Source organism: Stutzerimonas stutzeri SDM-LAC (assembly GCF_000235745.1).
Classification (GTDB): domain Bacteria; phylum Pseudomonadota; class Gammaproteobacteria; order Pseudomonadales; family Pseudomonadaceae; genus Stutzerimonas; species Stutzerimonas stutzeri_H.
On the sequence record NZ_AGSX01000117.1, the window covers coordinates 1 to 20,488 of the forward strand.

Below are 20,488 nucleotides of genomic sequence, written 5' to 3' on the forward strand. Positions count from 1 at the left end.
CTTGTAGATTCCCGATGCCGCCTCGCTGATGGATTGCGCCAGCATGTAGGCGGGGGTTGTCACCAGGTTATGCCTGGAGTCCTCGACGATCTCGGTGACTTCGCACGCCTCATGTTCGATGCCCATCTCCCGCGCTGCGTCTGCCGCGGGATCGTCATCGTTGCCCAGCGTGCAGACCACGCCGCGGCCGAAGATCTGCGCCGCCATGGTCGGCGCGATGCACATCATGCCGACCGGTTTGCCGGCCTCGGCAAACGCCTTGGCCAGTGACAGCACCTCGGGGAGAACGGTACAACCGGCGCCCTGCGTGGCAAAGTCGGACAGGTTTTTTGCCGCGCCGAAGCCGCCCGGCATGATCAACGCATCGAACTCTTCGGCGCTGGCTTCGTGCAATGCCTTGATTTCCCCGCGGGCCAGGCGTGCGGACTCGGTTAGCACGTTGCGGCTTTCCTGCATCTCCTCGCCGGTGAGGTGGTTGATTACGTGCAGTTGCTCGATGTCCGGAGCAAAGCATTGCACCTTGGCGCCACGCTGGTCCAGGCGCAACAGCGTGATCACGCTCTCGTAGATTTCCGAGCCGTCGTATACACCACAGCCGGAAAGAATTACGGCGACTTTTTTGTTCATTGGGGTACTCCTGGTCAGGTTCAGCAGCCTGGCAACTACACCAGGCGAATGCCTTCGATGCTAGCCGTCGGCGCGGCTTAAGGTAAGTCCATCGAGATGATGATTGGATTGCTCATCGCGGCGGGCGTTCCACCGTCGGTGCGTCTGGCTCAGGCGCTGAGCTACGGATATTGACTGTTCAAAGCACTGGCAGAGCCCGCCCGTGGTGGCGACAATGAGGGCAATCGTCGGTCGAGCTGATGGCCTGTCATCAATCTGTCACGCTGTCGGCTTATAAACGTCATATTCGCCCGCCCTGCGGGCCAGGAGTTCGCTGTGAGTTTCGTTCCCGCCAATCGCTTGTTCCCCGCTACCCGGCTGCGTCGTAATCGTCGTGATGATTTTTCGCGCCGCCTGGTGCGCGAGAACCGGCTGAGCGTGGATGACCTGATCCTTCCCGTGTTTGTGCTCGATGGCGAAAATCGCCGAGAGCAGGTGCCATCGATGCCCGGCGTGGAGCGTCTTTCCATCGATCTGTTGCTGGAAGAGGCCGCAGAACTTGTCGCGCTGGGCATTCCGGCACTGGCGCTGTTCCCGGTAACCCCGCTGGAGAAGAAATCCCTCGATGCGGCAGAGGCCTGGAACCCCGACGGTATCGCTCAGCGTGCCACCCGTGCGTTGCGTGAGCGTTTCCCCGAACTCGGCATTATCACTGACGTTGCGCTGGATCCCTTCACCACGCACGGGCAGGACGGCATTCTTGACGAGCACGGCTACGTGCAAAACGACGTCACGGTCGACGCACTGGTCCGCCAGGCCCTATCCCATGCGGAGGCGGGCGCACAGGTCGTGGCGCCATCGGACATGATGGACGGACGCATCCAGGCCATTCGCGAAGCGCTGGAAGTGGCCGATCACCACAACGTACGGATCATGGCCTATTCGGCCAAATATGCCAGTGCCTACTACGGGCCGTTCCGCGATGCGGTGGGTTCGGCGGCGAATTTGGGCAAGGGCAGCAAGAATACCTATCAGATGGACCCTGCCAACGGTGATGAGGCGCTGCACGAAGTCGGCGCGGACCTTTCCGAAGGCGCCGATATGGTCATGGTCAAGCCGGGCATGCCTTATCTGGACATTCTTTGGCGAGTTAAAGATGCCTTTCGCGTGCCGACCTTCGTCTATCAGGTCAGCGGTGAGTATGCGATGCACATGGCGGCGATTCAGAACGGCTGGCTGAGCGAGGCGGTCATCCTCGAGTCGCTGACCGCCTTCAAACGCGCAGGTGCCGATGGCATCCTCACCTATTTCGCCAAACAGGCGGCACAACAATTAAAACAGGGGCAATGAGCCCTGCCGAGGCAAAGCGATGACGAATCAGGGACTCAGCGAAAGCGAATTGCAGGCTGCTGCCGTCGAGGCGCAGCCCCTCGAGGAGTTGGCGCCGCCAGCGCCTGAAGTGGAGAAAACAGAGGAGGCACCAGCGCCACCGGCACCGCCGCCGAATCTGGATGACAACAGCCTCTATATCCACCGTGAGCTGTCACAGCTGCAATTCAATATCCGCGTGCTGGAACAGGCGCTGGACGAGTCCTATCCGCTGCTGGAACGGCTCAAGTTCCTGTTGATCTTTTCCAGCAATCTGGATGAGTTTTTCGAGATTCGCGTCGCCGGGCTGAAGAAGCAGGTGACCTTCGCGCGTGAGCAGGCGGGTGCCGATGGCCTGCAGCCGCACCAGGCGCTGGCGCGTATTTCCGAACTGGTCCATGAGCAGGTCAACCGCCAGTATTCGATCCTCAACGAAGTTCTGCTACCAGAGCTGGCCGAGCATCAGGTGCGCTTCATCCGACGGCGCAACTGGACAACCAAGATCAAGGCCTGGGTACGCCGCTTTTTCCGCGACGAGATCGCGCCAATCGTCACGCCAATCGGTCTGGATCCCACCCACCCATTCCCGTTGCTGGTCAACAAGAGTCTGAACTTCATTGTCGAGCTTGAAGGTATCGATGCCTTCGGCCGCGATTCCGGGCTGGCGATCATTCCGGCGCCGCGGTTGTTGCCGCGGGTGATCCGGGTGCCGGAGGACGTAGGCGGGACGGGTGCCAACTATGTGTTCCTCTCTTCGATGATTCACGCCCATGCTGACGACCTGTTCCATGGGATGAAGGTCAATGGCTGCTACCAGTTCCGCCTGACACGCAATGCCGACCTGTCGGTCGATACCGAAGACGTCGAGGATCTCGCACGCGCATTGCGTGGAGAGCTGATTTCCCGGCGCTATGGCGATGCGGTGCGGCTGGAAGTGGCGGATACCTGCCCGAAGCATCTCGCCGACTTCCTGCTCAAGCAGTTCAGCCTGAGCGAGAGCGAACTGTATCGGGTCAACGGCCCGGTCAACCTGACCCGGCTGTTCGGCATCACTGGTTTGGATAGCCATCCGGAGCTGCAATACACGCCCTTTACGCCTGCGATCCCCAAGCTGTTGCAGAACAGCGAAAACATATTCAGCGTGGTCGGCAAGCAGGACATTCTGTTGCTGCACCCGTACGAATCCTTCACGCCGGTGATCGACCTGCTGCGCGAGGCGGCGAAGGACCCTTGCGTCCTGGCTGTCAAACAGACGCTTTATCGCTCCGGTGCCAATTCGGAGATCGTCGACGCGCTGGTTGAGGCGGCGCGCAATGGCAAGGAAGTCACTGCGGTCATCGAGCTGCGCGCGCGCTTCGATGAAGAATCCAACCTGCAACTGGCCAGCCGGCTGCAGCAGGCCGGTGCAGTGGTGATCTACGGTGTGGTGGGCTACAAGACCCACGCCAAGATGATGCTGATTCTGCGCCGCGAGAACGGTGAGCTGCGGCGCTACGCCCATCTCGGGACCGGTAACTACCACGCCGGTAACGCCCGGCTGTACACCGACTACAGCCTGCTGACCTCGGATGACGCGCTCTGTGAAGACGTGTCCAAACTGTTCAGCCAGCTGATCGGCATGGGCAAGACCATGCGCATGAAAAAGCTGCTGCATGCGCCGTTTACCTTGAAGAAAGCGCTGCTCGACATGATCGCCCAGGAGACGCAGCATGCCAGCGAAGGTAAGCCGGCGCATATCATCCTCAAGATCAATTCGCTGACCGACGCGAAGATGATCCGCGCCCTGTACAAGGCCAGCCAGACCGGCGTGCGTATCGACCTGATCGTGCGCGGCATGTGCTGCCTGCGCCCGGGGATTCTCGGGGTCTCGCACAACATCCAGGTGCGCTCGATCATCGGTCGCTTCCTCGAGCACAGCCGTGTGTTCTATTTCCTCAACGGCGGCGATGAAAAACTCTATCTGTCCAGTGCCGACTGGATGGAGCGCAACCTGGATCGGCGGGTCGAGACCTGTTTCCCGGTCGAGGGCAAGAAGCTGGTGACACGGGTGAAGAAGGAGCTCGAGGGCTTTCTGACCGACAACACCCAGAGCTGGGTACTACAGCCGGACGGCGGCTACTTGCGTAACAGCCCGAGCGGCAACCAGAACCCACGAAACGTACAGAACGCCTTGCTGGAGCGTCTGGGTAGCCCGACTGCGCGATAAGCAGTCGGCTTCTCGAGTGTACCTGGCGAGTTGGCCCGCCGCCCGCTGGACTCAGCGTACGCTGAGGGTGAAGTCGATCCGCTTGAGCCAGTCCGCCTCCAGCGCGAAATCGGCCTGCGTCAGCGGGTTGTTTGCCAGCCAGCCATCAGGAAAGGCTACGTCCAGGCTGTTGTCGCCGGCCTTGAGCTGAAACGCTGGCGCTTGCTGTGGGCCGCGGATGTGGTGGAAAAGGATCGCGAAGCGCAGCAGCACACAGAGCCTGGTCAGCTTCACACCGTCCTCGCTCATTTCTTCGAATTTCTGCCTGGGTATGTTGCGTCGATGGCCGCGAACCAGCAGCGCCAGCATCTGCTGATCTTGGCGCGAGAAGCCGGGCAGGTCGGAGTGCTCGATCAGGTAAGCACCATGCTTGTGGTAGTGGTAGTGGGCGATATCCAGGCCCACCTCATGCACGCGGGCGGCCCAGCCGAGCAGTTCCCGCAGCCATTCCTCGTCCAGGCCCCAGGCCGATGAAACCTGGTCGAACGCCTCCAGCGCCTTGCTTTCAACCCGTGCGGCCTGCTCGGTATCGACGTGGTAGCGTTCCATCAGGAAGCTCAGCGTACGGTCGCGGATATCTTCCTGATGATGCCGGCCGATCAGGTCGTAGAGCACGCCTTCGCGCAAGGCGCCTTCAGAGTGCGCCATGCTGGTCAATCCCAGGGCATCGAAGATCGCTTCGAGAATGGCCAGGCCAGCGGGGAAGATGCCTTTGCGGTCCGGTTTGATGCCGTCCAGATCGAGCTTTTCCACATCGCCCAGCTTGAACAGCTTGCGCTTGAGCCAGCCGATGCCATCAGCTGTGACTTCACCATTGCCAAGCCCGGCGCTCTTGATTGCCAGGCCGACCGCGCGAATGGTTCCGGAGGCGCCAACTGCGTCCTGCCAGCCGAGCCGGCGCAGGCCGTGCTCGATGCTCATCAACTCCAGTCTTGCTGCTGTATATGCCTGCGCGTAACGGGCCGGTGTGATCTTGCCGTCCTGAAAAAACCGCTGCGTGAAACTCACGCAGCCCATCTGCAGGCTCTCACGTAACAGCGAATCGAAACCTTCGCCGATGATGAATTCGGTGCTGCCGCCGCCAATGTCGACCACCAGGCGCTTGCCGCTAGAGGCAGGAAAAGTATGCGAAACGCCCAGGTAGATGAGCCGTGCTTCCTCTCGGCCGGAAATCACCTCGACCTGATGCTGGATGATCGTCTCGGCCTGCCGAATGAATTGCGCCCGGTTACGTGCCTCGCGCAGGGCATTGGTACCTACCACCCGCACCGCCCCTTGGGGGAGATGATTGACCAGCTGAGCGAAGCGGCGAAGGCAGTCCAGGCCGCGCTGCATGGCAGCGTCGTCGAACTGTCTGTTTTCATCGATGCCGGCGGCCAACTGGACCTTTTCGCCGAGCCGCTCGAGAATGCGCATCTCGCCGTTGCTGGTGCGAGCCAGCACCATGTGAAAGCTGTTCGAGCCGAGATCGAGGGCGGCGATCAGCGGAAAGGGTTCGGCGGCTGTTGGGCGCATGGGGCAGTCTCTGTGCAAAACCCCGACATCCTGACATGATCGCCCTCATCCGCCAACGCGCAGCACTGCGTCAGGGTTACCCAGCGGCCGAGCCCAACGGCTGTTCCATGGCCTATCCAATGCCGATTGCCCGAGCGACAGGCTGCGACTTTCGATCCGCACCCAGCCGGGCTATGATGGCCTCACTTTTGATTTTGACCCTGGAGAAACTCCATGAGCGAATACATCAACAACGTCAGCGACAGCAGCTTCGAGCAGGACGTGCTCCAGGCCGATGGCCCTGTTCTGGTCGATTATTGGGCCGAGTGGTGTGGCCCGTGCAAGATGATTGCGCCGGTACTCGATGAGATCGCCAAGGAATACGAAGGCAAGCTCAAAGTCTGCAAATTGAACATCGACGAGAACCAGGAAACCCCGCCAAAGTACGGCGTACGCGGTATTCCGACCCTGATGCTGTTCAAGAACGGCAACGTCGAGGCGACCAAGGTAGGCGCGCTGTCGAAGTCGCAGCTGGCAGCGTTTCTGGATAGCAATATCTGATTCACGGTTGCTGCTTTCAAAAGCCCTCGCAAATGCGGGGGCTTTTTTATAACTGCAGGGTGGACGCTTCGCCTGCACGGTGCTAAATTCGGCCCTGCGACGCTTCTCCGTCGCCCTCTGCATGCCGTCGCCGACGCACTTCAGCCTCATAAAGCACAACGAACCTGTTCGTCTCTTGCTGCGCGGCTTCTCAAGCTAATCGCTTTCTTCACCCCTTCTGACTCTTTCTATGAATCTGACCGAACTTAAGCAAAAGCCCATCACCGAACTGCTGGAAATGGCCGAACAGATGGGCATCGACAACATGGCCCGTTCGCGCAAGCAGGACGTGATTTTCTCTCTGCTGAAAAAGCACGCGAAAAGCGGTGAGGAAATTTCCGGTGATGGCGTGCTGGAGATTCTCCAGGATGGCTTCGGCTTCCTGCGCTCCGCGGATTCTTCCTATCTCGCCGGGCCCGACGACATTTATGTCTCGCCGAGCCAGATTCGCCGCTTCAATCTGCGCACCGGCGACACCATCGTCGGCAAAATTCGTCCGCCGAAAGAAGGCGAGCGCTACTTCGCGCTGCTCAAAGTCGACACGATCAACTTCGATCGGCCGGAGAATGCCAAGAACAAGATTCTTTTCGAGAACCTGACGCCCTTGTTCGCCAATAAGCGTCTGACGATGGAAGCCGGCAACGGCTCTACCGAAGACCTGACTGGCCGGGTGATCGATCTCTGCGCACCAATCGGCAAGGGCCAGCGTGGCCTGATCGTCGCCCCGCCGAAAGCGGGCAAGACCATCATGCTGCAGAACATTGCCAGCAACATCACCCGCAACAACCCCGAGTGCCACCTGATCGTCCTGCTGATCGACGAGCGCCCGGAAGAAGTGACCGAAATGCAGCGCACAGTGCGCGGCGAAGTGGTCGCCTCCACTTTTGACGAGCCACCGACCCGCCACGTGCAGGTCGCCGAAATGGTGATCGAGAAGGCCAAACGTCTGGTCGAGCACAAGAAGGACGTGGTGATCCTGCTGGACTCCATCACCCGTCTGGCGCGTGCTTACAACACGGTGATTCCGAGCTCGGGCAAGGTGTTGACCGGTGGTGTTGATGCCCACGCGCTGGAGAAACCCAAGCGTTTCTTCGGTGCTGCGCGCAACATCGAGGAAGGCGGCAGCCTGACCATTCTCGCCACGGCGCTGGTGGAAACCGGTTCGAAGATGGACGAGGTGATTTACGAGGAATTCAAGGGCACCGGTAACCTCGAGTTGCAGCTCGATCGCCGTATCGCCGAGAAGCGAGTATTCCCGGCGATCAACATCAACCGTTCGGGCACCCGCCGCGAAGAGTTGTTGACCAGCGAGGAAGAGCTGCAGCGCATCTGGATTCTGCGCAAGCTGCTGCACCCAATGGATGAAAGCGCCGCGATCGAGTTCCTGCTCGACAAGCTCAAGGACACCAAGACCAACGAAGAATTCTTCATGTCAATGAAGCGCAAGTAAGCGTCTGGTCATGCCACTGAGGCCGGGGAAACCCGGCCTTTGTCTGTCTGCAGGTTTTGAATCGGCCGGCGCCAAGGCTAAACTCGTCGCCCCGACACCTGCCGGCCCATGCGAGGCTCAAGCATGCAGTATCGCGATCTGCGCGACTTTATCAGCGGCCTAGAACAGCGCGGTGAACTCAAGCGCGTTTCAACCGCCGTATCCCCCGTTCTGGAAATGACCGAGATCTGCGACCGGACGCTGCGCAAGCAAGGCCCGGCGCTGCTGTTCGAGAATCCGACCGGCTTTGATATGCCGGTACTCGGAAACCTCTTCGGCACGCCCAAGCGTGTTGCCCTGGGCATGGGTGCCGAGGACGTGTCCGAACTGCGCGAGATTGGCAAGCTCCTGGCCTTTCTCAAAGAGCCGGAGCCGCCGAAGGGCCTGAAGGATGCCTGGAGCAAGCTGCCGATCTACAAAAAGGTCATCAGCATGGCGCCCAAGGTCCTCAAGGACGCACCCTGTCAGGAAGTGGTCATCGAAGGTGATGATGTCGATCTGTCCAGGTTACCGGTGCAGACCTGCTGGCCAGGCGATGCTGGGCCACTGATCACTTGGGGGCTTACGATTACCAAGGGCCCTAACAAGGAACGGCAGAACCTGGGTATCTATCGTCAGCAGGTGATCGGTCGCAACAAGGTGATCATGCGTTGGCTCAGCCATCGGGGCGGCGCGCTGGACTTTCGTGAATGGTGTGAGAAGTATCCCGACCGACCCTATCCGGTGGCGGTGGCGCTCGGCGCCGATCCAGCCACGATTCTCGGTGCCGTCACGCCCGTTCCCGATTCGCTGTCCGAATATGCCTTTGCTGGCCTGCTGCGCGGCAGCCGTACCGAGCTAGTCAAATGCCGGGGTAGCGATCTGCAGGTGCCAGCCGGGGCTGAAATCGTTCTCGAAGGGTACATTCAGCCTGGCGAGATGGCGGACGAGGGGCCGTACGGTGATCACACCGGCTACTACAACGAAGTCGACCGCTTCCCGGTGTTCACTGTCGAGCGCATCACCAAGCGCCGCGATGCGATCTACCACAGCACCTATACCGGAAGGCCACCGGACGAGCCGGCAATTCTCGGCGTTGCGCTCAATGAGGTGTTCGTGCCGATCCTGCAGAAGCAATTCCCGGAAATTACTGATTTCTACCTACCACCGGAAGGCTGTTCCTATCGCATGGCGGTGGTCACCATGAAGAAACAATACCCCGGCCACGCCAAGCGTGTGATGTTGGGTGTCTGGAGCTTCCTGCGGCAGTTCATGTACACCAAGTTCGTGATCGTCACCGATGACGATATCAATGCCCGCGACTGGAACGATGTCATCTGGGCGATTACCACGCGCATGGACCCCAAGCGCGATACGGTGCTGATCGAGAATACGCCGATCGACTACCTCGACTTTGCCTCGCCGGTATCCGGTCTTGGCAGCAAGATGGGGCTCGATGCGACCCACAAGTGGCCCGGCGAGACCAGCCGTGAATGGGGGCGCGTCATCGTCCAGGATGAAGCCGTCAAACGGAGAGTCGACGAACTCTGGGCCGACCTGGGCATCGACTGATGACCAGTCGCGCATTTATTCAGGTTTTGAATTGATGAAAGTAACCCTGCAACCTTCCGGAGCAGTGCTCGACGTCGAACGTGGTGAGTTGATCCTCGACGCCGCGCGCCGGTTGGGCTACGACTGCCCGCAGGCATGCCGCAACGGTAACTGCCTGATCTGCGCCGCCTTGTTGGTGAACGGCCGGGTGCGCCAGCGCGGTGAAAGCCATGATCATGGCGAAGTCTTCGCCTGCCTGGCTGAGCCCGAAGAAGACTGTGTCCTGCTGTGGGATGGGGTGCTCGCGCCGGGCGAGCTCCCGGTGCGCACGCTCAGTTGCCAGCTCGTCAGCTGTGAAGAGGTAGGCGGCGACGTGTTTCGTCTGCTGCTCCGCGCGCCGGCCGGAAAACCGCCGCGCTATCACGCGGGGCAGTACTTGCTGCTCGAGCGTGAGGATGGCGAATACAGCGCCTTTTCGCTAGCGTCCGCACCAGCGCGCGGGCGTGAGCTCGAGCTTCATGTGCTGGCACGCGAATCGTCAGCCATCGACCTGTTGCAGTTGATCAGGCGCACCGGCACAGCACGCGTGCAGATGCCGTTCGGCGATACCCACCTTGCCGAGCTGCCGGAAGGGCCGCTGGTTCTGATTGCCGCAGGTACCGGGATGGCCCAGATGCACAGCCTGATCGAACATTGCCGAGCCGAGGGCTTCACCTATCCGGTACATCTGTACTGGGGCGTGCGTCGACCGGAGGATTTCTATCAGTTGCCGCATTGGCAGGAATGGCAGCAGATGCCCAATCTGTTTCTGCATCAGGTTGTCAGCGACGTTTGTGAGTGGACGGGGCGGTGCGGCATGCTGCACGAAGCGGTCTGCGAGGACTTCACCGATCTCGAACCGGTCCACGTTTACGCCAGCGGCTCTCCGGCCATGGTCTACGGCACGCTGGATGCGTTGGTGGAGGCGGGGATGGATGCAAAACAGATGCGTGCAGATGTGTTTGCCTATGCGCCACGGGACCGCTAGAGCCGGGTGCCGGGCTGATCCTGCGTGCGGCAGAGAAGCAGCGCCGTCCACGGCGCTGCTTCCAAGGCTTAGTTAGGGCTCGGCTCAGCGACCCTGGCGCTGCTGTAGCAGCAGGTTCTTGTAGCCGCTCGCTGACAGTGCCTTCTGGGCCTGATCAAGTCGCGCTCGGTCGGCAAACGGCCCGACCAGCACCCGATACCAGTCCTCGTCACGCACGGTCACGTTCTCTACCCGGACATCCTGGCCGAGCAGAATGATCTGCGCTCTGACCTTTTCCGCTTCGGGCTTTTTGCGAAACGAGCCGGCCTGCAGGAAGAACTGGGTCACTGGAGCCTTGGCCACTGTCGGCGGAGGCGGTGGGACCTGGCCGTTGAGAGCGGCTTCGGCACGCGCTGCGTCAATCTTCGCGGCCTCCTCCGGTGTAACCGGCTTGGCCGGCTCTGGCTCTGGCTTTGGTGCTTCTGGCGGCAGGATCACCTCAGACTCAGGCAGCAGCGTATAGAAGTCGTACTTCGGTTTCGCTGGCTGGCCCGCAGTAGAGGGCGAACGCTTCGGCTGCTCCTTGGGTTTGGCTGTGTCCTTGGCGCGCTTGATCTCATCGCCGCCAGGTTCGAGGTTCATCAGGAACACGATGAAACCGCCGATGACCAGGCCGCAAACCAGCCAGATCCAGCCGGGGACGGGCTTTTTGGCGGGCGCCTGGTAGCGGCTTGCGCCACGTTTCGGGGCGGGTTTTTTCCTGGCTGCCACTTACATCCGCTCCAGCGTTTCCAGGCCAAGCAGGGAGAGGCCCTGCTTCAGCGTCTTGCCGGTCAGGGCAGCCAGACGCAGACGGCTCTGCTTCACAGTCTCGCTTTCGGCGCCGAGTATCGGGCAGTGCTCGTAGAAGCTGGAGAACAGCCCCGCCAAGTCATATAGATAGCTGCACAGCAGGTGGGGTACGCCCTTTTCCCCCATACCGTTAAGCACTTCGGCGAACTGAGCCAGCTTCGCGCCAAGCGCTTGCTCTTGTTCGGCTTCGAGACTGATCTCGCCGTTGAGTCCGTCCATTCCAGTGCCGAGCTTGCGAAACACGCTGGCCACTCGGGTGTAGGCATAGAGGAGGTAGGGCGCGGTGTTGCCTTCAAAGCTGAGCATCTGCTCGAAGTTGAAGCTGTAATCGCTGGTGCGATGTTTGGACAGGTCTGCGTATTTCACTGCGCCGATACCGACAGCGCGGGCGATCTGCCGCAGCTCCCCTTCGTCCAGGTCCGGATTTTTGCCTTTGACCAGGCTATAGGCACGTTGCTCAGCTTCGTCGAGCAGGTCAACCAGCTTTACGGTGCCGCCATCACGGGTCTTGAAGGGCCTACCGTCCGCACCGTTCATGGTGCCGAAACCCATGTGTTCGAGTTGCATGTCGCTGTGGACGAAGCCGGCGCGCCGTGCCACCTCGAAAGTCATCTGGAAATGCAGCGCCTGGCGCTGATCGACGAAATACAGTGCGCGATCGGCCTTTAGCTGCTGGCTGCGGTAGCGCATGGAGGCCAGGTCGGTAGTCGCATACAGGTAGCCACCGCCCGCTTTCTGCACAATCACCGGAAGCGGGTTGCCTTCGGCGTTCTTGAATTCATCGAGAAAGACGCATTGGGCGCCGTTGCTTTCGCTCAACAGCCCTTTGGCCTTGAGCGATGCGACTATATCGGCAAGTTCCGCGTTGTAGGCACTTTCGCCCTTGACGTCGTCCGGGGTGAGCCGGACGTTGAGGCGGTCATAGACTTTTTGCGCATGGCTGAGTGAGAGCTCGTTGAACTGCTTCCACAGCCGCAGGCATTCGGCGTCGCCGGCCTGAAGCTCGACGACAAGCTGGCGCGCGCGCTCGGCAAACTCAGGCGATTCGTCAAACCGTTGTTTTGCCGCTCGGTAGAAACCTTCCAAATCGGCCAGCTCCGGAGAGTCGAAGCCCTTAGGTTGCTCCATCACGTAAGCCAACAACATGCCGAACTGCGTGCCCCAATCGCCCACGTGGTTCTGCCGGATTACCTCGTCACCGAGGAATTCAAGAACGCGGGCGACGGCATCGCCAATGATGGTCGAGCGCAGGTGGCCGACGTGCATTTCCTTCGCCAGGTTCGGTGAGGACAGGTCTACTACAACGCGCTGTGTGGCGCCTGTTTTGCTTACGCCGAGACGAGGATCGGCAAGGGCAGTGTCCAGGCGTTGAGCCAGCGCTGCGCTGTTCTGGAAGAAATTGAGAAAGCCGGGGCCGGCGACTTCAACCTTGCTGACGCTGGGGTCTGCCGGCAGGGCTTCGATAAGCTTCTGGGCCAGGTCGCGGGGCTTCATTCCGGCGGGCTTGGCCAGCATCATCGCGACATTACTGGCAAAGTCCCCGTGAGTCTTGTCGCGGGTGTTCTCCACCTGGATGGTCGGATTCGACCCCTCCGGCAGCACGCCTTCAGCGGTGAGACGGGCCAGGGCTTGCTGGATCAGATGGCGGATGCTGTCTTTCATTGTTTGCTCGGTCGGCCGTGGGCTTTGGTCGAAAACTGGGCATTATCGGTGCCCCGAGGGCGAACCTTCAAGGCTTAAGGTGCTTAGTTGCGCTGGAGCTTGCGTGATAGCTCGGCATCAGAACAAGTCGATCGGGTCAACATCCAGTGACCAGCGGACGGCCCGGCTGCCGGGCAGTGTCTCCACCCGCGGCAGCCAGGTGTTCATAAGGTTATGTAGAGGCGCGCGGGCGTTGGCTTGTAACAGCAGCTGCGCTCGAAAGCGTCCGGCCCGTCGTTCCATCGGAGCGGGCACCGGCCCGAGCAGTTCGACACCCGTTATGCCGAGCTGCGCCATCAGCTGTTCCGCCTGGCTGCAGGCCTCGTCGAGAAAGTCTTCGGCTTGGCCGGGTTTCGCCGCCTCGGCCCGCAGCAACGCAAGATGGCTGAAAGGCGGCAAGCCAGCAGCGCGACGCTCGCTTAGTGCCTGTTCAGCGAAGGCAAAGTAGCCCTGCTCCGTCAGTTGGACCAGCAGTGGGTGATCAGCCAAATGGGTCTGGATGATGACCTTGCCGGGTTCCTCGGCCCGCCCGGCGCGGCCGGCTACCTGCACGATCAGCTGAGCCATGCGTTCGCTGGCGCGGAAGTCTGCCGAGAACAATCCGCCGTCGGCATCAAGGATGGCGACCAGGGTTACACGGGGGAAATGGTGACCCTTCGCAAGCATCTGGGTGCCCACCAGCACGCACGGCTCGCCGCGGTTGATAGTGCTCAGCAGTTGCTCCATCGAACCCTTGCGAGAAGTGCTGTCACGATCGATGCGCAGCACTGGATAGTCAGGAAAGAGCGTTATGAGTCGCTCTTCGGCGCGCTCGGTGCCTGCGCCGACGGGTCTCAGGTCGAGCTTATTGCAGTCGGGGCAGTTGTGCGGTCGGCGTTCTGTATGGCCACAGTGGTGGCAGCGCAGCTCATTGTGGCGTTGATGCAAAGTCATTCTGGCGTCGCAGCGAGGACACTGGCCGATCCAGCCGCAGTCGTGGCACAGCAGCGAGGGAGCGAAGCCGCGCCGATTGAGGAAGACCAGTACCTGCTGGCCGGCAGCAAGCGTCTGCGCCATGGCCTGCTGCAGCGGGCCGGAAATGCCGGAATCGAGCGGGCGGCTCTTGACGTCTAGTCGGAGGAAGCGTGGCGCCTGTGCGCCGCCGGCGCGCTCGGTCAGCTTCAGCAGTCCGTAGCGTCCGCTATGCGCGTTATGCAGGCTTTCCAGCGACGGCGTTGCCGACCCCAGCAGTATCGGTACGTTTTCCTGGCGCGCCCTGACTACGGCCAGGTCGCGCGCGTGGTAGCGCAGGCCTTCCTGTTGCTTATAGGACGCGTCATGCTCTTCGTCGAGGATGATCAGGCCAGGATTCTTCATCGGGGTGAACAGAGCAGAGCGGGTGCCGATGATGATGTCTGCCTCTCCGTCTCGCGCCGCGAGCCAGGCATCCAGCCGCTCGCGATCGTTGACGTTGGAATGGAGCAGAGCGATGCGGGCATTAAAGCGCTTTTCGAAGCGGGCCAGGGTTTGGGGGCCGAGGTTAATCTCGGGAATCAATACCAACGCCTGCTTGCCCGTCTTCAGCACCTGATGAATCAGCTGCAGGTAGACCTCGGTCTTGCCGCTTCCGGTGACACCGGCGAGCAGGTATGCCTGGAAGCCTTCCAGGCCGGCGCGAATGGCTTCGAAGGCAGCTCGTTGCTGCTGATTCAGCGGTAGCTCCGGTTGCAAAAGCCAGCTGCCCTGGTGTCGCTGACTCTGGTGGCTGCGCCGGGGTTCGACTCGCAGCAAACCTTTCTGCAACAGTAGATCAACGCTGTCCCTGCTCAACTGAAGTTGGGAAAGCAAGGCATGCGCCACACCATGTGGATGCTGGGCGATGGTCTTGAGAGCTTCGCGTTGGCGGGGGGCCCTGCTCAGTCGAGGGTCGTCCGGTCGCGCGCCGTTGGCGGCATGCCAGAACCGCTCCTGCCTCGCCTCGGCGGGTTCGCCCTGACGCAGCAGGACTGGCAGCGCCCAGCTGAAGGTGTCGCCAAGGCTGTGTTGGTAATACTGGGCGGTCCATAGGCATAGCTTGAACAGCGGTGACGGCAGAGGAGGTCGCGCATCGAGCAGCTCCAGAGCCGGTTTGAGCTTCGCCTCGGGAACTTCGCTGTGGCTGACGACTTCCACCAGTATCCCAATGACCTCGCGTCGGCCAAAGGGCACGCGCAGGCGCACTCCAGGCTGCAACCCGGCGTGCGGAATGCCAGCGGGCGGGAGGTAATCGAAGAGTCTGCGCAATGGTGAGGGCAGCGCGAGGCGGAGTATGGATAGCGGCACGCGAAAGTCCTTGGCGGCGAATGCCGATCTTAAACGATCCGGCGGAGCGGCAGGCTCGTCTGTAATCTCGGCCTGTTGGGTTGCCTGCGACCGGATGTGTGCGCATCGGCCCGATCAGCTGCCCTTGCATCACCTCCTTGCTCTGGTATCATTCGCGCCCTTCCGTGCGGTACTCGACATAGGGTCGGGTGGCGGCACAAGTCCTAGAGGATTTTTCCATGAAAGCCGATATCCATCCTAATTACGTAGAAATCGATGCCACTTGCAGCTGCGGCAACGTCATCAAGACTCGCTCCACGCTGGCCAAGAACCTGAGCATCGACGTTTGCTCTGAGTGCCACCCGTTCTATACCGGCAAGCAGAAAGTGCTGGATACCGGCGGCCGTATCGACCGCTTCAAGCAGCGCTTCGGTGTGTTTGGCGCCAAGTAATAAGCTGTCGCCGCTACGGGAGTCCGATGAGATTCTCCGAGCTGAAAAAGGCGTCCCTGGTGGGCGCCTTTTTCGTTTCTGTGCTTTTCAGTTTGCAGGCTGCAGCGCTTTGCTCGGTGAGCGAACCGCTTTCCCGAGTCGAGGTGGCCACGGTCATCGACGGCGATACGTTGCGGCTAGTCGATGGGCGCAGCGTGCGGCTCATTGGCCTGAATGCGACCGAGCTGGGGCGCAATGGGCGCAGCGCCGAGCCGTTCGCCGAGGCTGCGAGGAATCGGCTGCAGTCGTTGGTGAGCGCCAATGATGGTTATGTGGCTATACGCCCTGGCCAGCAGTCCAAAGACCATTACGGCCGTGTGCTTGCTCATGCCTTCGACGAGCACGGTGAGAACCTAGAAACGCTAATGCTTGCCGAGGGCTTGGGCTTCTTTGTCGCTATCGCGCCGAACCTTTCCCTGGCGGAGTGCCAACGGGCTGCAGAACGGCAGGCGCGCTCGGCCGGCAGAGGCGTTTGGCGGCGACCTCCCATAATTGCGGCGGAGCGCGTGCGTCGCGGTGGGTTTGCGATTGTCCGAGCGCATGTCGAGCGCGTGGATACCAACCGGGGTGGTGTCTGGTTGGAACTGGGTGGCTCGCTTGCCGTGCAAATCCCACGTGAAGCCGCTGCGGCGTTCGATGACGCACTGGCCGCCCTGCCTGGTAAGCATATTGAGGCACGGGGGTGGATCATCGACCGCAAGGGGCGAGGCGATTTGTCGCGGCGGGCGCGTTGGCTGCTGAAGATAAGTCACCCATCGATGCTCGCGCTGCTGCCCTGAAGCCGTAGCCGCTCGGACCTAGCGCACCAATTCATCTGCGCTGAAAGTCGTAGGGCCAAGCCTTGACAGTCAGGTTTTCCGTTCCCTTGTGACGGCGCTCGGTCTTGGCGTATGCTCGACCACCTGTCTGTCCCAGTAAAAATAAGCGGAAATGCCCCATGACTGACCTGAAAACTGCCGCTCTCGACTACCATTCCCAACCTCGTCCGGGAAAGTTGAGCGTCGAGCTGACCAAGCCCACGTCCACTGCTCGCGATCTCTCGCTGGCCTACAGTCCTGGCGTGGCGGAGCCGGTCCGGGAAATCGCCCGAGATCCTGAATTGGCCTATCGATACACCGGCAAAGGCAATCTGGTCGCTGTGATTTCCGACGGCACCGCCATTCTTGGTCTCGGAAATCTTGGGCCACTGGCATCCAAGCCGGTCATGGAAGGCAAGGGCGTGCTGTTCAAGCGATTCGCCGGCGTCGATGTATTCGATATCGAAGTCGATGCGGAGAGCCCTCAGGCCTTTATCGATACCGTCAAGCGCATCTCCATCACCTTTGGCGGGATCAATCTGGAAGATATCAAGGCCCCTGAGTGCTTCGAAATCGAGCGGACCTTGATCGAGCAATGCGACATCCCGGTTTTTCATGATGACCAGCACGGCACGGCTATCGTCACCGCAGCCGGTATGCTCAATGCATTGGAAATCGCCGGCAAGACGTTGGAGCAGGCCAAGATCGTCTGCCTCGGTGCCGGTGCCGCGGCGACATCTTGCATGAAGTTGCTGGTTAGCATGGGCGCGAAGATCGAGAACATCTTCATGATCGATCGCAAGGGTGTTATCCATGCGGGTCGTGACGATCTGAATCAGTACAAGGCGGTTTTTGCGCATGAGACGGACAAGCGCACCCTGGAAGACGCGCTAGACGGCGCCGACGTCTTCGTAGGTCTGTCGGGTGCCAATTTGCTGAGTGCCGAAGGCCTCAAGCGCATGGCAGCCAACCCGGTAGTATTTGCCTGTTCCAACCCTGACCCAGAGATCAGTCCCGAGCTGGCGCATGCGACCCGCTCCGATGTGATCATGGCGACCGGTCGTTCCGACTATCCGAACCAGGTCAACAATGTACTGGGCTTCCCGTTCATCTTCCGCGGCGCGCTAGACGTACGGGCCAAGCGCATCAACGAGGAAATGAAAATAGCCGCCGCACTGGCATTGCGTGACCTTGCCAAGCTACCGGTGCCAGCCGAAGTGGCAGCTGCCTATGGTGTTGACAGCCTGGAGTTCGGCCGTGAGTACATCATTCCGAAACCCATGGACCCGCGCCTGATTACGCTGGTTTCCGATGCGGTTGCCAAGGCGGCCATTGAAAGCGGTGTGGCGACCCTGCCATATCCGTCGCACTACCCGCTAACGTCGGTCAACGACGTATTCGGTGCCTGATTAGGCTACGCGTGGCCCCGTCCAGGCGGGGAGCGCATAAAAAAACCGGCCAAGGGCCGGTTTTTTCATTGTTGAGCAGTGCAGAACCTAGCGGAGCTGCATCCCTTAGCTAACAACCGACCTTCAGAACAGATCCATGGGTGCTGTTTCGCTGGCCGGCAGCGGGCTGCCGGGAATGGTCGTGCCTGGAATCAGCTCGTCGTCCATGTTCGGTGGTGAATCTTCGATGCGGAATATTTCGAAGTAAGCATCTGGCGTCCCAGGCGCCGCTGCACGACCACTGTCTGGGTCGATGCGCAAAGTCAGAATGCCTTCGGGTTCGGCCGGGGCATGTTCGGGTTCGCCCTCCAGCACCGTGCTCATGTATTTCATCCAGATGGGGAGGGCCACCGTGCCCCCGTATTCACGGCGACCTAGGCTCTGTGGTTGATCGAATCCGGCCCAGACGGTGGTGACGATGTCGGCGTTATAGCCGGAGAACCAGCTGTCTTTCGACTCGTTGGTGGTCCCGGTTTTCCCCGCGATATCGCCGCGGCCCATCGCCAAAGCTCGTCTGCCTGTGCCTCGCTTGATCACATCCTGCAGCATGCTGGTCATGATGTAAGCAGTTCGTTCATCAATGATCTGCTCGGCATGCTTGGGTGGTTGAGTTGGTTCAGAGCTACTTTCGTCAATGAACGAGCCGCTCTGCGCGTAAGAGATGGCTGTCGCCTCGTTATCTTGTGAAGGAGATGGGGCCGCCATGTCGCGCTTCGGCACGCGCACTGGGTCGGCGCTGAATATGACCTTCCCGTCTCGGTCCTCAATTCGTTCTATCAGATAGGGCTCGATCTTGTAGCCGCCATTAGCGAACGCCGTCCAACCGGTAGCGATTTCCATCGGAGTCAGCGTTGCCGTACCAAGCGCAAGCGACAGGTTCGCTGGCAGGTCTTCGGGCTTGAAGCCAAAGCGCTCGATGTAATTAATAGTTTGCGGAATGCCCAGGGTTTGCAGCAGGCGAATCGACACCAGGTTCCGTGATTTATAAAGCGCCTCACGCAGGCGGATCGGGCCGAGGAAGGTGTTGTTATCGTTCTTGGGTCGCCAGACGCGATCCAGGCCTTCCTCGACAAAAACGATAGGCGAGTCATTGACAAGCGTGGCAGGGGTAAATCCTGCATCCAGCGCAGCGCTATAGACAAAGGGTTTGAAGCTCGAGCCGGGTTGGCGCTTGGCCTGGATGGCACGGTTGTAATTGCTTTGGCCAAAGGAAAACCCTCCGGTCAACGCTTCAATGGATCCGTCAAGCGGATCGAGCGATACCAATGCGCCCTGCGCCTGAGGTATCTGGCTGAACAGCGCTTCGCCTTCTGCGAAACGAACACGAATGACATCTCCCGGCTTTACCACGTCGGAAGGTGCGTTGGGTTTGGGGCCGAGACTGTTGGTATTAATGTATGGGCGAGCCCACTTCATGCTTTCCCAGCTGATGCTGTGTTGACTGCCGTCCCGAAGCAGGGCTTGGACGGAGTCCTTTGACACACGACTGACGACCGCTGGCTGCAGCCCGGACTGGCTGCGATAGTCGCCGAGCTGTTTTAGCCAGTCTGCTGGATCCGTGCCGGTTAGATGGGCTTCCGGACCACGGAAGCCGTGGCGCTGGTCATATTCGATCAGTCCTTGAACAAGGGCCTGGTTGGCAGCGATCTGACGCTCGCTGCTCGTGGTGGTATAGACGCGGAAGCCGTCGGTGTAGGCGGTGCTGCCGAAGCGGCCAACCATTTCGGCACGGGCCATTTCGGCGATGTAGGGTGCGTTAAGCTCAGGCGAGGAACCGTGATAGGACGCATCGACAACTTCAGCCAATGCTTGCTGATAGCGGGTCTCGTCTATCTTCCCGAGTCGGTACATCCGGCCGAGGATCCAGTCCCGTCGTTCCTTGGCGCGCTCCTTGTTGGCGAGCGGATTAAACGCTGAGGGCGCCTTGGGCAGGCCGGCGATCATGGCCAGTTGCGCCAGGCTTAGTTCGCCGATTGATTTGCCATAGTAGACCTGCGCTGCCGCTTCTATTCCGTAGGAGCGGTTGCCCAGATAGATCTTGTTGACGTATAGCTCGAGGATTTCATCCTTGCTGAGCTCTCGCTCAATCTGAAGAGCGAGGAGAATCTCGTTGATCTTGCGTGAAAAGCTGCGCTCGCTGCTCAGGAAGTAATTCTTCGCAACCTGCATGGTGATGGTGCTGCCGCCGGTCTGAATATGGCCGGTTTTCAATAATTGCGTGGCAGCGCGCATCAAGCTGGAAACATCGACGCCATAATGATTCGCGAAGTTATCGTCTTCTGCAGACAGTAATGCGGCGATGAAATCCTTGGGGATCTGATCGAAGCTGATAGGGGAGCGGCGCATTTCGCCATATTCGGCGATCAGCTTGTCGTCGCGGCTATAAACACGCAGCGGTATCTGGAGCTGTATGCTGCGTAGCGAGTCGACCGACGGCAGGTTGGGGCTGAGGTAGAGAAACGCGCCGCTGAGACTGAGCAACAGTCCGCAGAAAGTAGCCAAGCACGACCATAGGAAAAACTTCAGAAAACGCATCGGGGTTCGTTGGATCCAGGATGGGGAATGAGGTGTATGCCGCAGA

15 protein-coding genes are annotated in these 20,488 nt (G+C 60.3%); 9 read left to right on the plus strand and 6 right to left on the minus strand.

Features of this window, described 5'->3' with window-relative positions:
* On the minus strand, positions 1 to 627 hold a 627-nt coding region (elbB, locus tag PSTU_RS0112035), incomplete at its 3' end, for an isoprenoid biosynthesis glyoxalase ElbB (protein WP_019341280.1).
* A gap of 315 nt (positions 628 to 942) precedes the next feature.
* On the opposite strand from elbB, the gene hemB reads away from it, so the two are divergent.
* Entirely contained in the window at positions 943 to 1,956 is a 1,014-nt protein-coding gene (gene hemB, locus PSTU_RS0112040; RefSeq protein ID WP_019341281.1) for a porphobilinogen synthase, read from the plus strand.
* A gap of 19 nt (positions 1,957 to 1,975) precedes the next feature.
* Complete coding sequence (ppk1, locus tag PSTU_RS0112045) at positions 1,976 to 4,180, plus strand: polyphosphate kinase 1 (protein ID WP_019341282.1); 2,205 nt, start codon at positions 1,976 to 1,978, stop codon at positions 4,178 to 4,180.
* 51 nt (positions 4,181 to 4,231) lie between these two features.
* Here the strand turns inward: ppk1 and ppx are convergent, their stop codons facing one another.
* On the minus strand, positions 4,232 to 5,734 hold the full coding sequence (gene ppx, locus PSTU_RS0112050; RefSeq protein ID WP_019341283.1) for an exopolyphosphatase: 1,503 nt from the start codon (positions 5,732 to 5,734) through the stop codon (positions 4,232 to 4,234).
* 213 nt (positions 5,735 to 5,947) lie between these two features.
* Here ppx and trxA point away from each other — a divergent pair, with 213 nt between their 5' ends.
* The 4 genes from trxA (at position 5,948) to PSTU_RS0112070 (ending at position 10,359) form a co-directional block, all read left to right on the plus strand.
* The gene (gene trxA / locus PSTU_RS0112055; RefSeq protein WP_019341284.1) at positions 5,948 to 6,274 is read left to right on the plus strand and encodes a thioredoxin TrxA; all 327 of its coding nucleotides are present in this window, start codon (positions 5,948 to 5,950) and stop codon (positions 6,272 to 6,274) included.
* Between the two features lie 229 nt (positions 6,275 to 6,503).
* The gene (gene rho, locus PSTU_RS0112060; RefSeq protein ID WP_019341285.1) at positions 6,504 to 7,763 is read left to right on the plus strand and encodes a transcription termination factor Rho; all 1,260 of its coding nucleotides are present in this window, start codon (positions 6,504 to 6,506) and stop codon (positions 7,761 to 7,763) included.
* A 123-nt stretch (positions 7,764 to 7,886) separates the two neighbouring features.
* On the plus strand, positions 7,887 to 9,353 hold the full coding sequence (gene ubiD / locus PSTU_RS0112065) for a 4-hydroxy-3-polyprenylbenzoate decarboxylase (RefSeq protein WP_019341286.1): 1,467 nt from the start codon (positions 7,887 to 7,889) through the stop codon (positions 9,351 to 9,353).
* A gap of 34 nt (positions 9,354 to 9,387) precedes the next feature.
* On the plus strand, positions 9,388 to 10,359 hold the full coding sequence (locus PSTU_RS0112070; protein WP_019341287.1) for a CDP-6-deoxy-delta-3,4-glucoseen reductase: 972 nt from the start codon (positions 9,388 to 9,390) through the stop codon (positions 10,357 to 10,359).
* An 84-nt stretch (positions 10,360 to 10,443) separates the two neighbouring features.
* Here PSTU_RS0112070 and PSTU_RS0112075 read toward each other — a convergent pair whose 3' ends face one another.
* The 3 genes from PSTU_RS0112075 to PSTU_RS0112085 all read right to left on the minus strand — a co-directional run bounded on the left by PSTU_RS0112075 (position 10,444) and on the right by PSTU_RS0112085 (position 15,192).
* Positions 10,444 to 11,109, minus strand: a complete 666-nt coding sequence (locus PSTU_RS0112075; RefSeq protein WP_019341288.1) for an SPOR domain-containing protein — start codon at positions 11,107 to 11,109, stop codon at positions 10,444 to 10,446.
* On the minus strand, positions 11,110 to 12,852 hold the full coding sequence (gene argS, locus PSTU_RS0112080) for an arginine--tRNA ligase (RefSeq protein WP_019341289.1): 1,743 nt from the start codon (positions 12,850 to 12,852) through the stop codon (positions 11,110 to 11,112).
* A gap of 117 nt (positions 12,853 to 12,969) precedes the next feature.
* Positions 12,970 to 15,192 carry a primosomal protein N' gene (locus PSTU_RS0112085; RefSeq protein WP_019341290.1) on the minus strand — a complete coding sequence of 741 codons (2,223 nt, stop codon included), beginning with the start codon at positions 15,190 to 15,192 and terminating at the stop codon, positions 12,970 to 12,972.
* Between the two features lie 218 nt (positions 15,193 to 15,410).
* Between PSTU_RS0112085 and rpmE the strand changes: the two genes are divergently transcribed.
* The 3 genes from rpmE to PSTU_RS0112100 all read left to right on the plus strand — a co-directional run bounded on the left by rpmE (position 15,411) and on the right by PSTU_RS0112100 (position 17,868).
* The gene (gene rpmE, locus PSTU_RS0112090) at positions 15,411 to 15,623 is read left to right on the plus strand and encodes a 50S ribosomal protein L31 (protein ID WP_019341291.1); all 213 of its coding nucleotides are present in this window, start codon (positions 15,411 to 15,413) and stop codon (positions 15,621 to 15,623) included.
* Positions 15,624 to 15,649: 26 nt separating this feature from the next.
* A complete protein-coding gene (locus tag PSTU_RS0112095) occupies positions 15,650 to 16,441 on the plus strand; it encodes a thermonuclease family protein (RefSeq protein WP_019341292.1) in 792 nt (263 codons plus the stop codon).
* Between the two features lie 158 nt (positions 16,442 to 16,599).
* Complete coding sequence (locus tag PSTU_RS0112100; protein ID WP_019341293.1) at positions 16,600 to 17,868, plus strand: malic enzyme-like NAD(P)-binding protein; 1,269 nt, start codon at positions 16,600 to 16,602, stop codon at positions 17,866 to 17,868.
* A 123-nt stretch (positions 17,869 to 17,991) separates the two neighbouring features.
* On the opposite strand, the gene PSTU_RS0112105 is transcribed toward PSTU_RS0112100, so the two are convergent.
* Positions 17,992 to 20,442, minus strand: a complete 2,451-nt coding sequence (locus PSTU_RS0112105; RefSeq protein ID WP_019341294.1) for a penicillin-binding protein 1A — start codon at positions 20,440 to 20,442, stop codon at positions 17,992 to 17,994.
* Between the last annotated feature and the right edge of the window lie 46 nt (positions 20,443 to 20,488).

Excerpts from the sequence above, each read along its gene's own strand:
- ppk1 (WP_019341282.1), top strand. The coding sequence starts at position 1,976 with ATGACGAATCAGGGACTCAGCGAAAGCGAATTGCAGGCTGCTGCCGTC.
- ppx (WP_019341283.1), bottom strand. The coding sequence starts at position 5,734 with ATGCGCCCAACAGCCGCCGAACCCTTTCCGCTGATCGCCGCCCTCGAT.
- trxA (WP_019341284.1), top strand. The coding sequence starts at position 5,948 with ATGAGCGAATACATCAACAACGTCAGCGACAGCAGCTTCGAGCAGGAC.
- rho (WP_019341285.1), top strand. The coding sequence starts at position 6,504 with ATGAATCTGACCGAACTTAAGCAAAAGCCCATCACCGAACTGCTGGAA.
- ubiD (WP_019341286.1), top strand. The coding sequence starts at position 7,887 with ATGCAGTATCGCGATCTGCGCGACTTTATCAGCGGCCTAGAACAGCGC.
- PSTU_RS0112070 (WP_019341287.1), top strand. The coding sequence starts at position 9,388 with ATGAAAGTAACCCTGCAACCTTCCGGAGCAGTGCTCGACGTCGAACGT.
- argS (WP_019341289.1), bottom strand. The coding sequence starts at position 12,852 with ATGAAAGACAGCATCCGCCATCTGATCCAGCAAGCCCTGGCCCGTCTC.
- rpmE (WP_019341291.1), top strand. The coding sequence starts at position 15,411 with ATGAAAGCCGATATCCATCCTAATTACGTAGAAATCGATGCCACTTGC.
- PSTU_RS0112095 (WP_019341292.1), top strand. The coding sequence starts at position 15,650 with ATGAGATTCTCCGAGCTGAAAAAGGCGTCCCTGGTGGGCGCCTTTTTC.
- PSTU_RS0112100 (WP_019341293.1), top strand. The coding sequence starts at position 16,600 with ATGACTGACCTGAAAACTGCCGCTCTCGACTACCATTCCCAACCTCGT.
- PSTU_RS0112105 (WP_019341294.1), bottom strand. The coding sequence starts at position 20,442 with ATGCGTTTTCTGAAGTTTTTCCTATGGTCGTGCTTGGCTACTTTCTGC.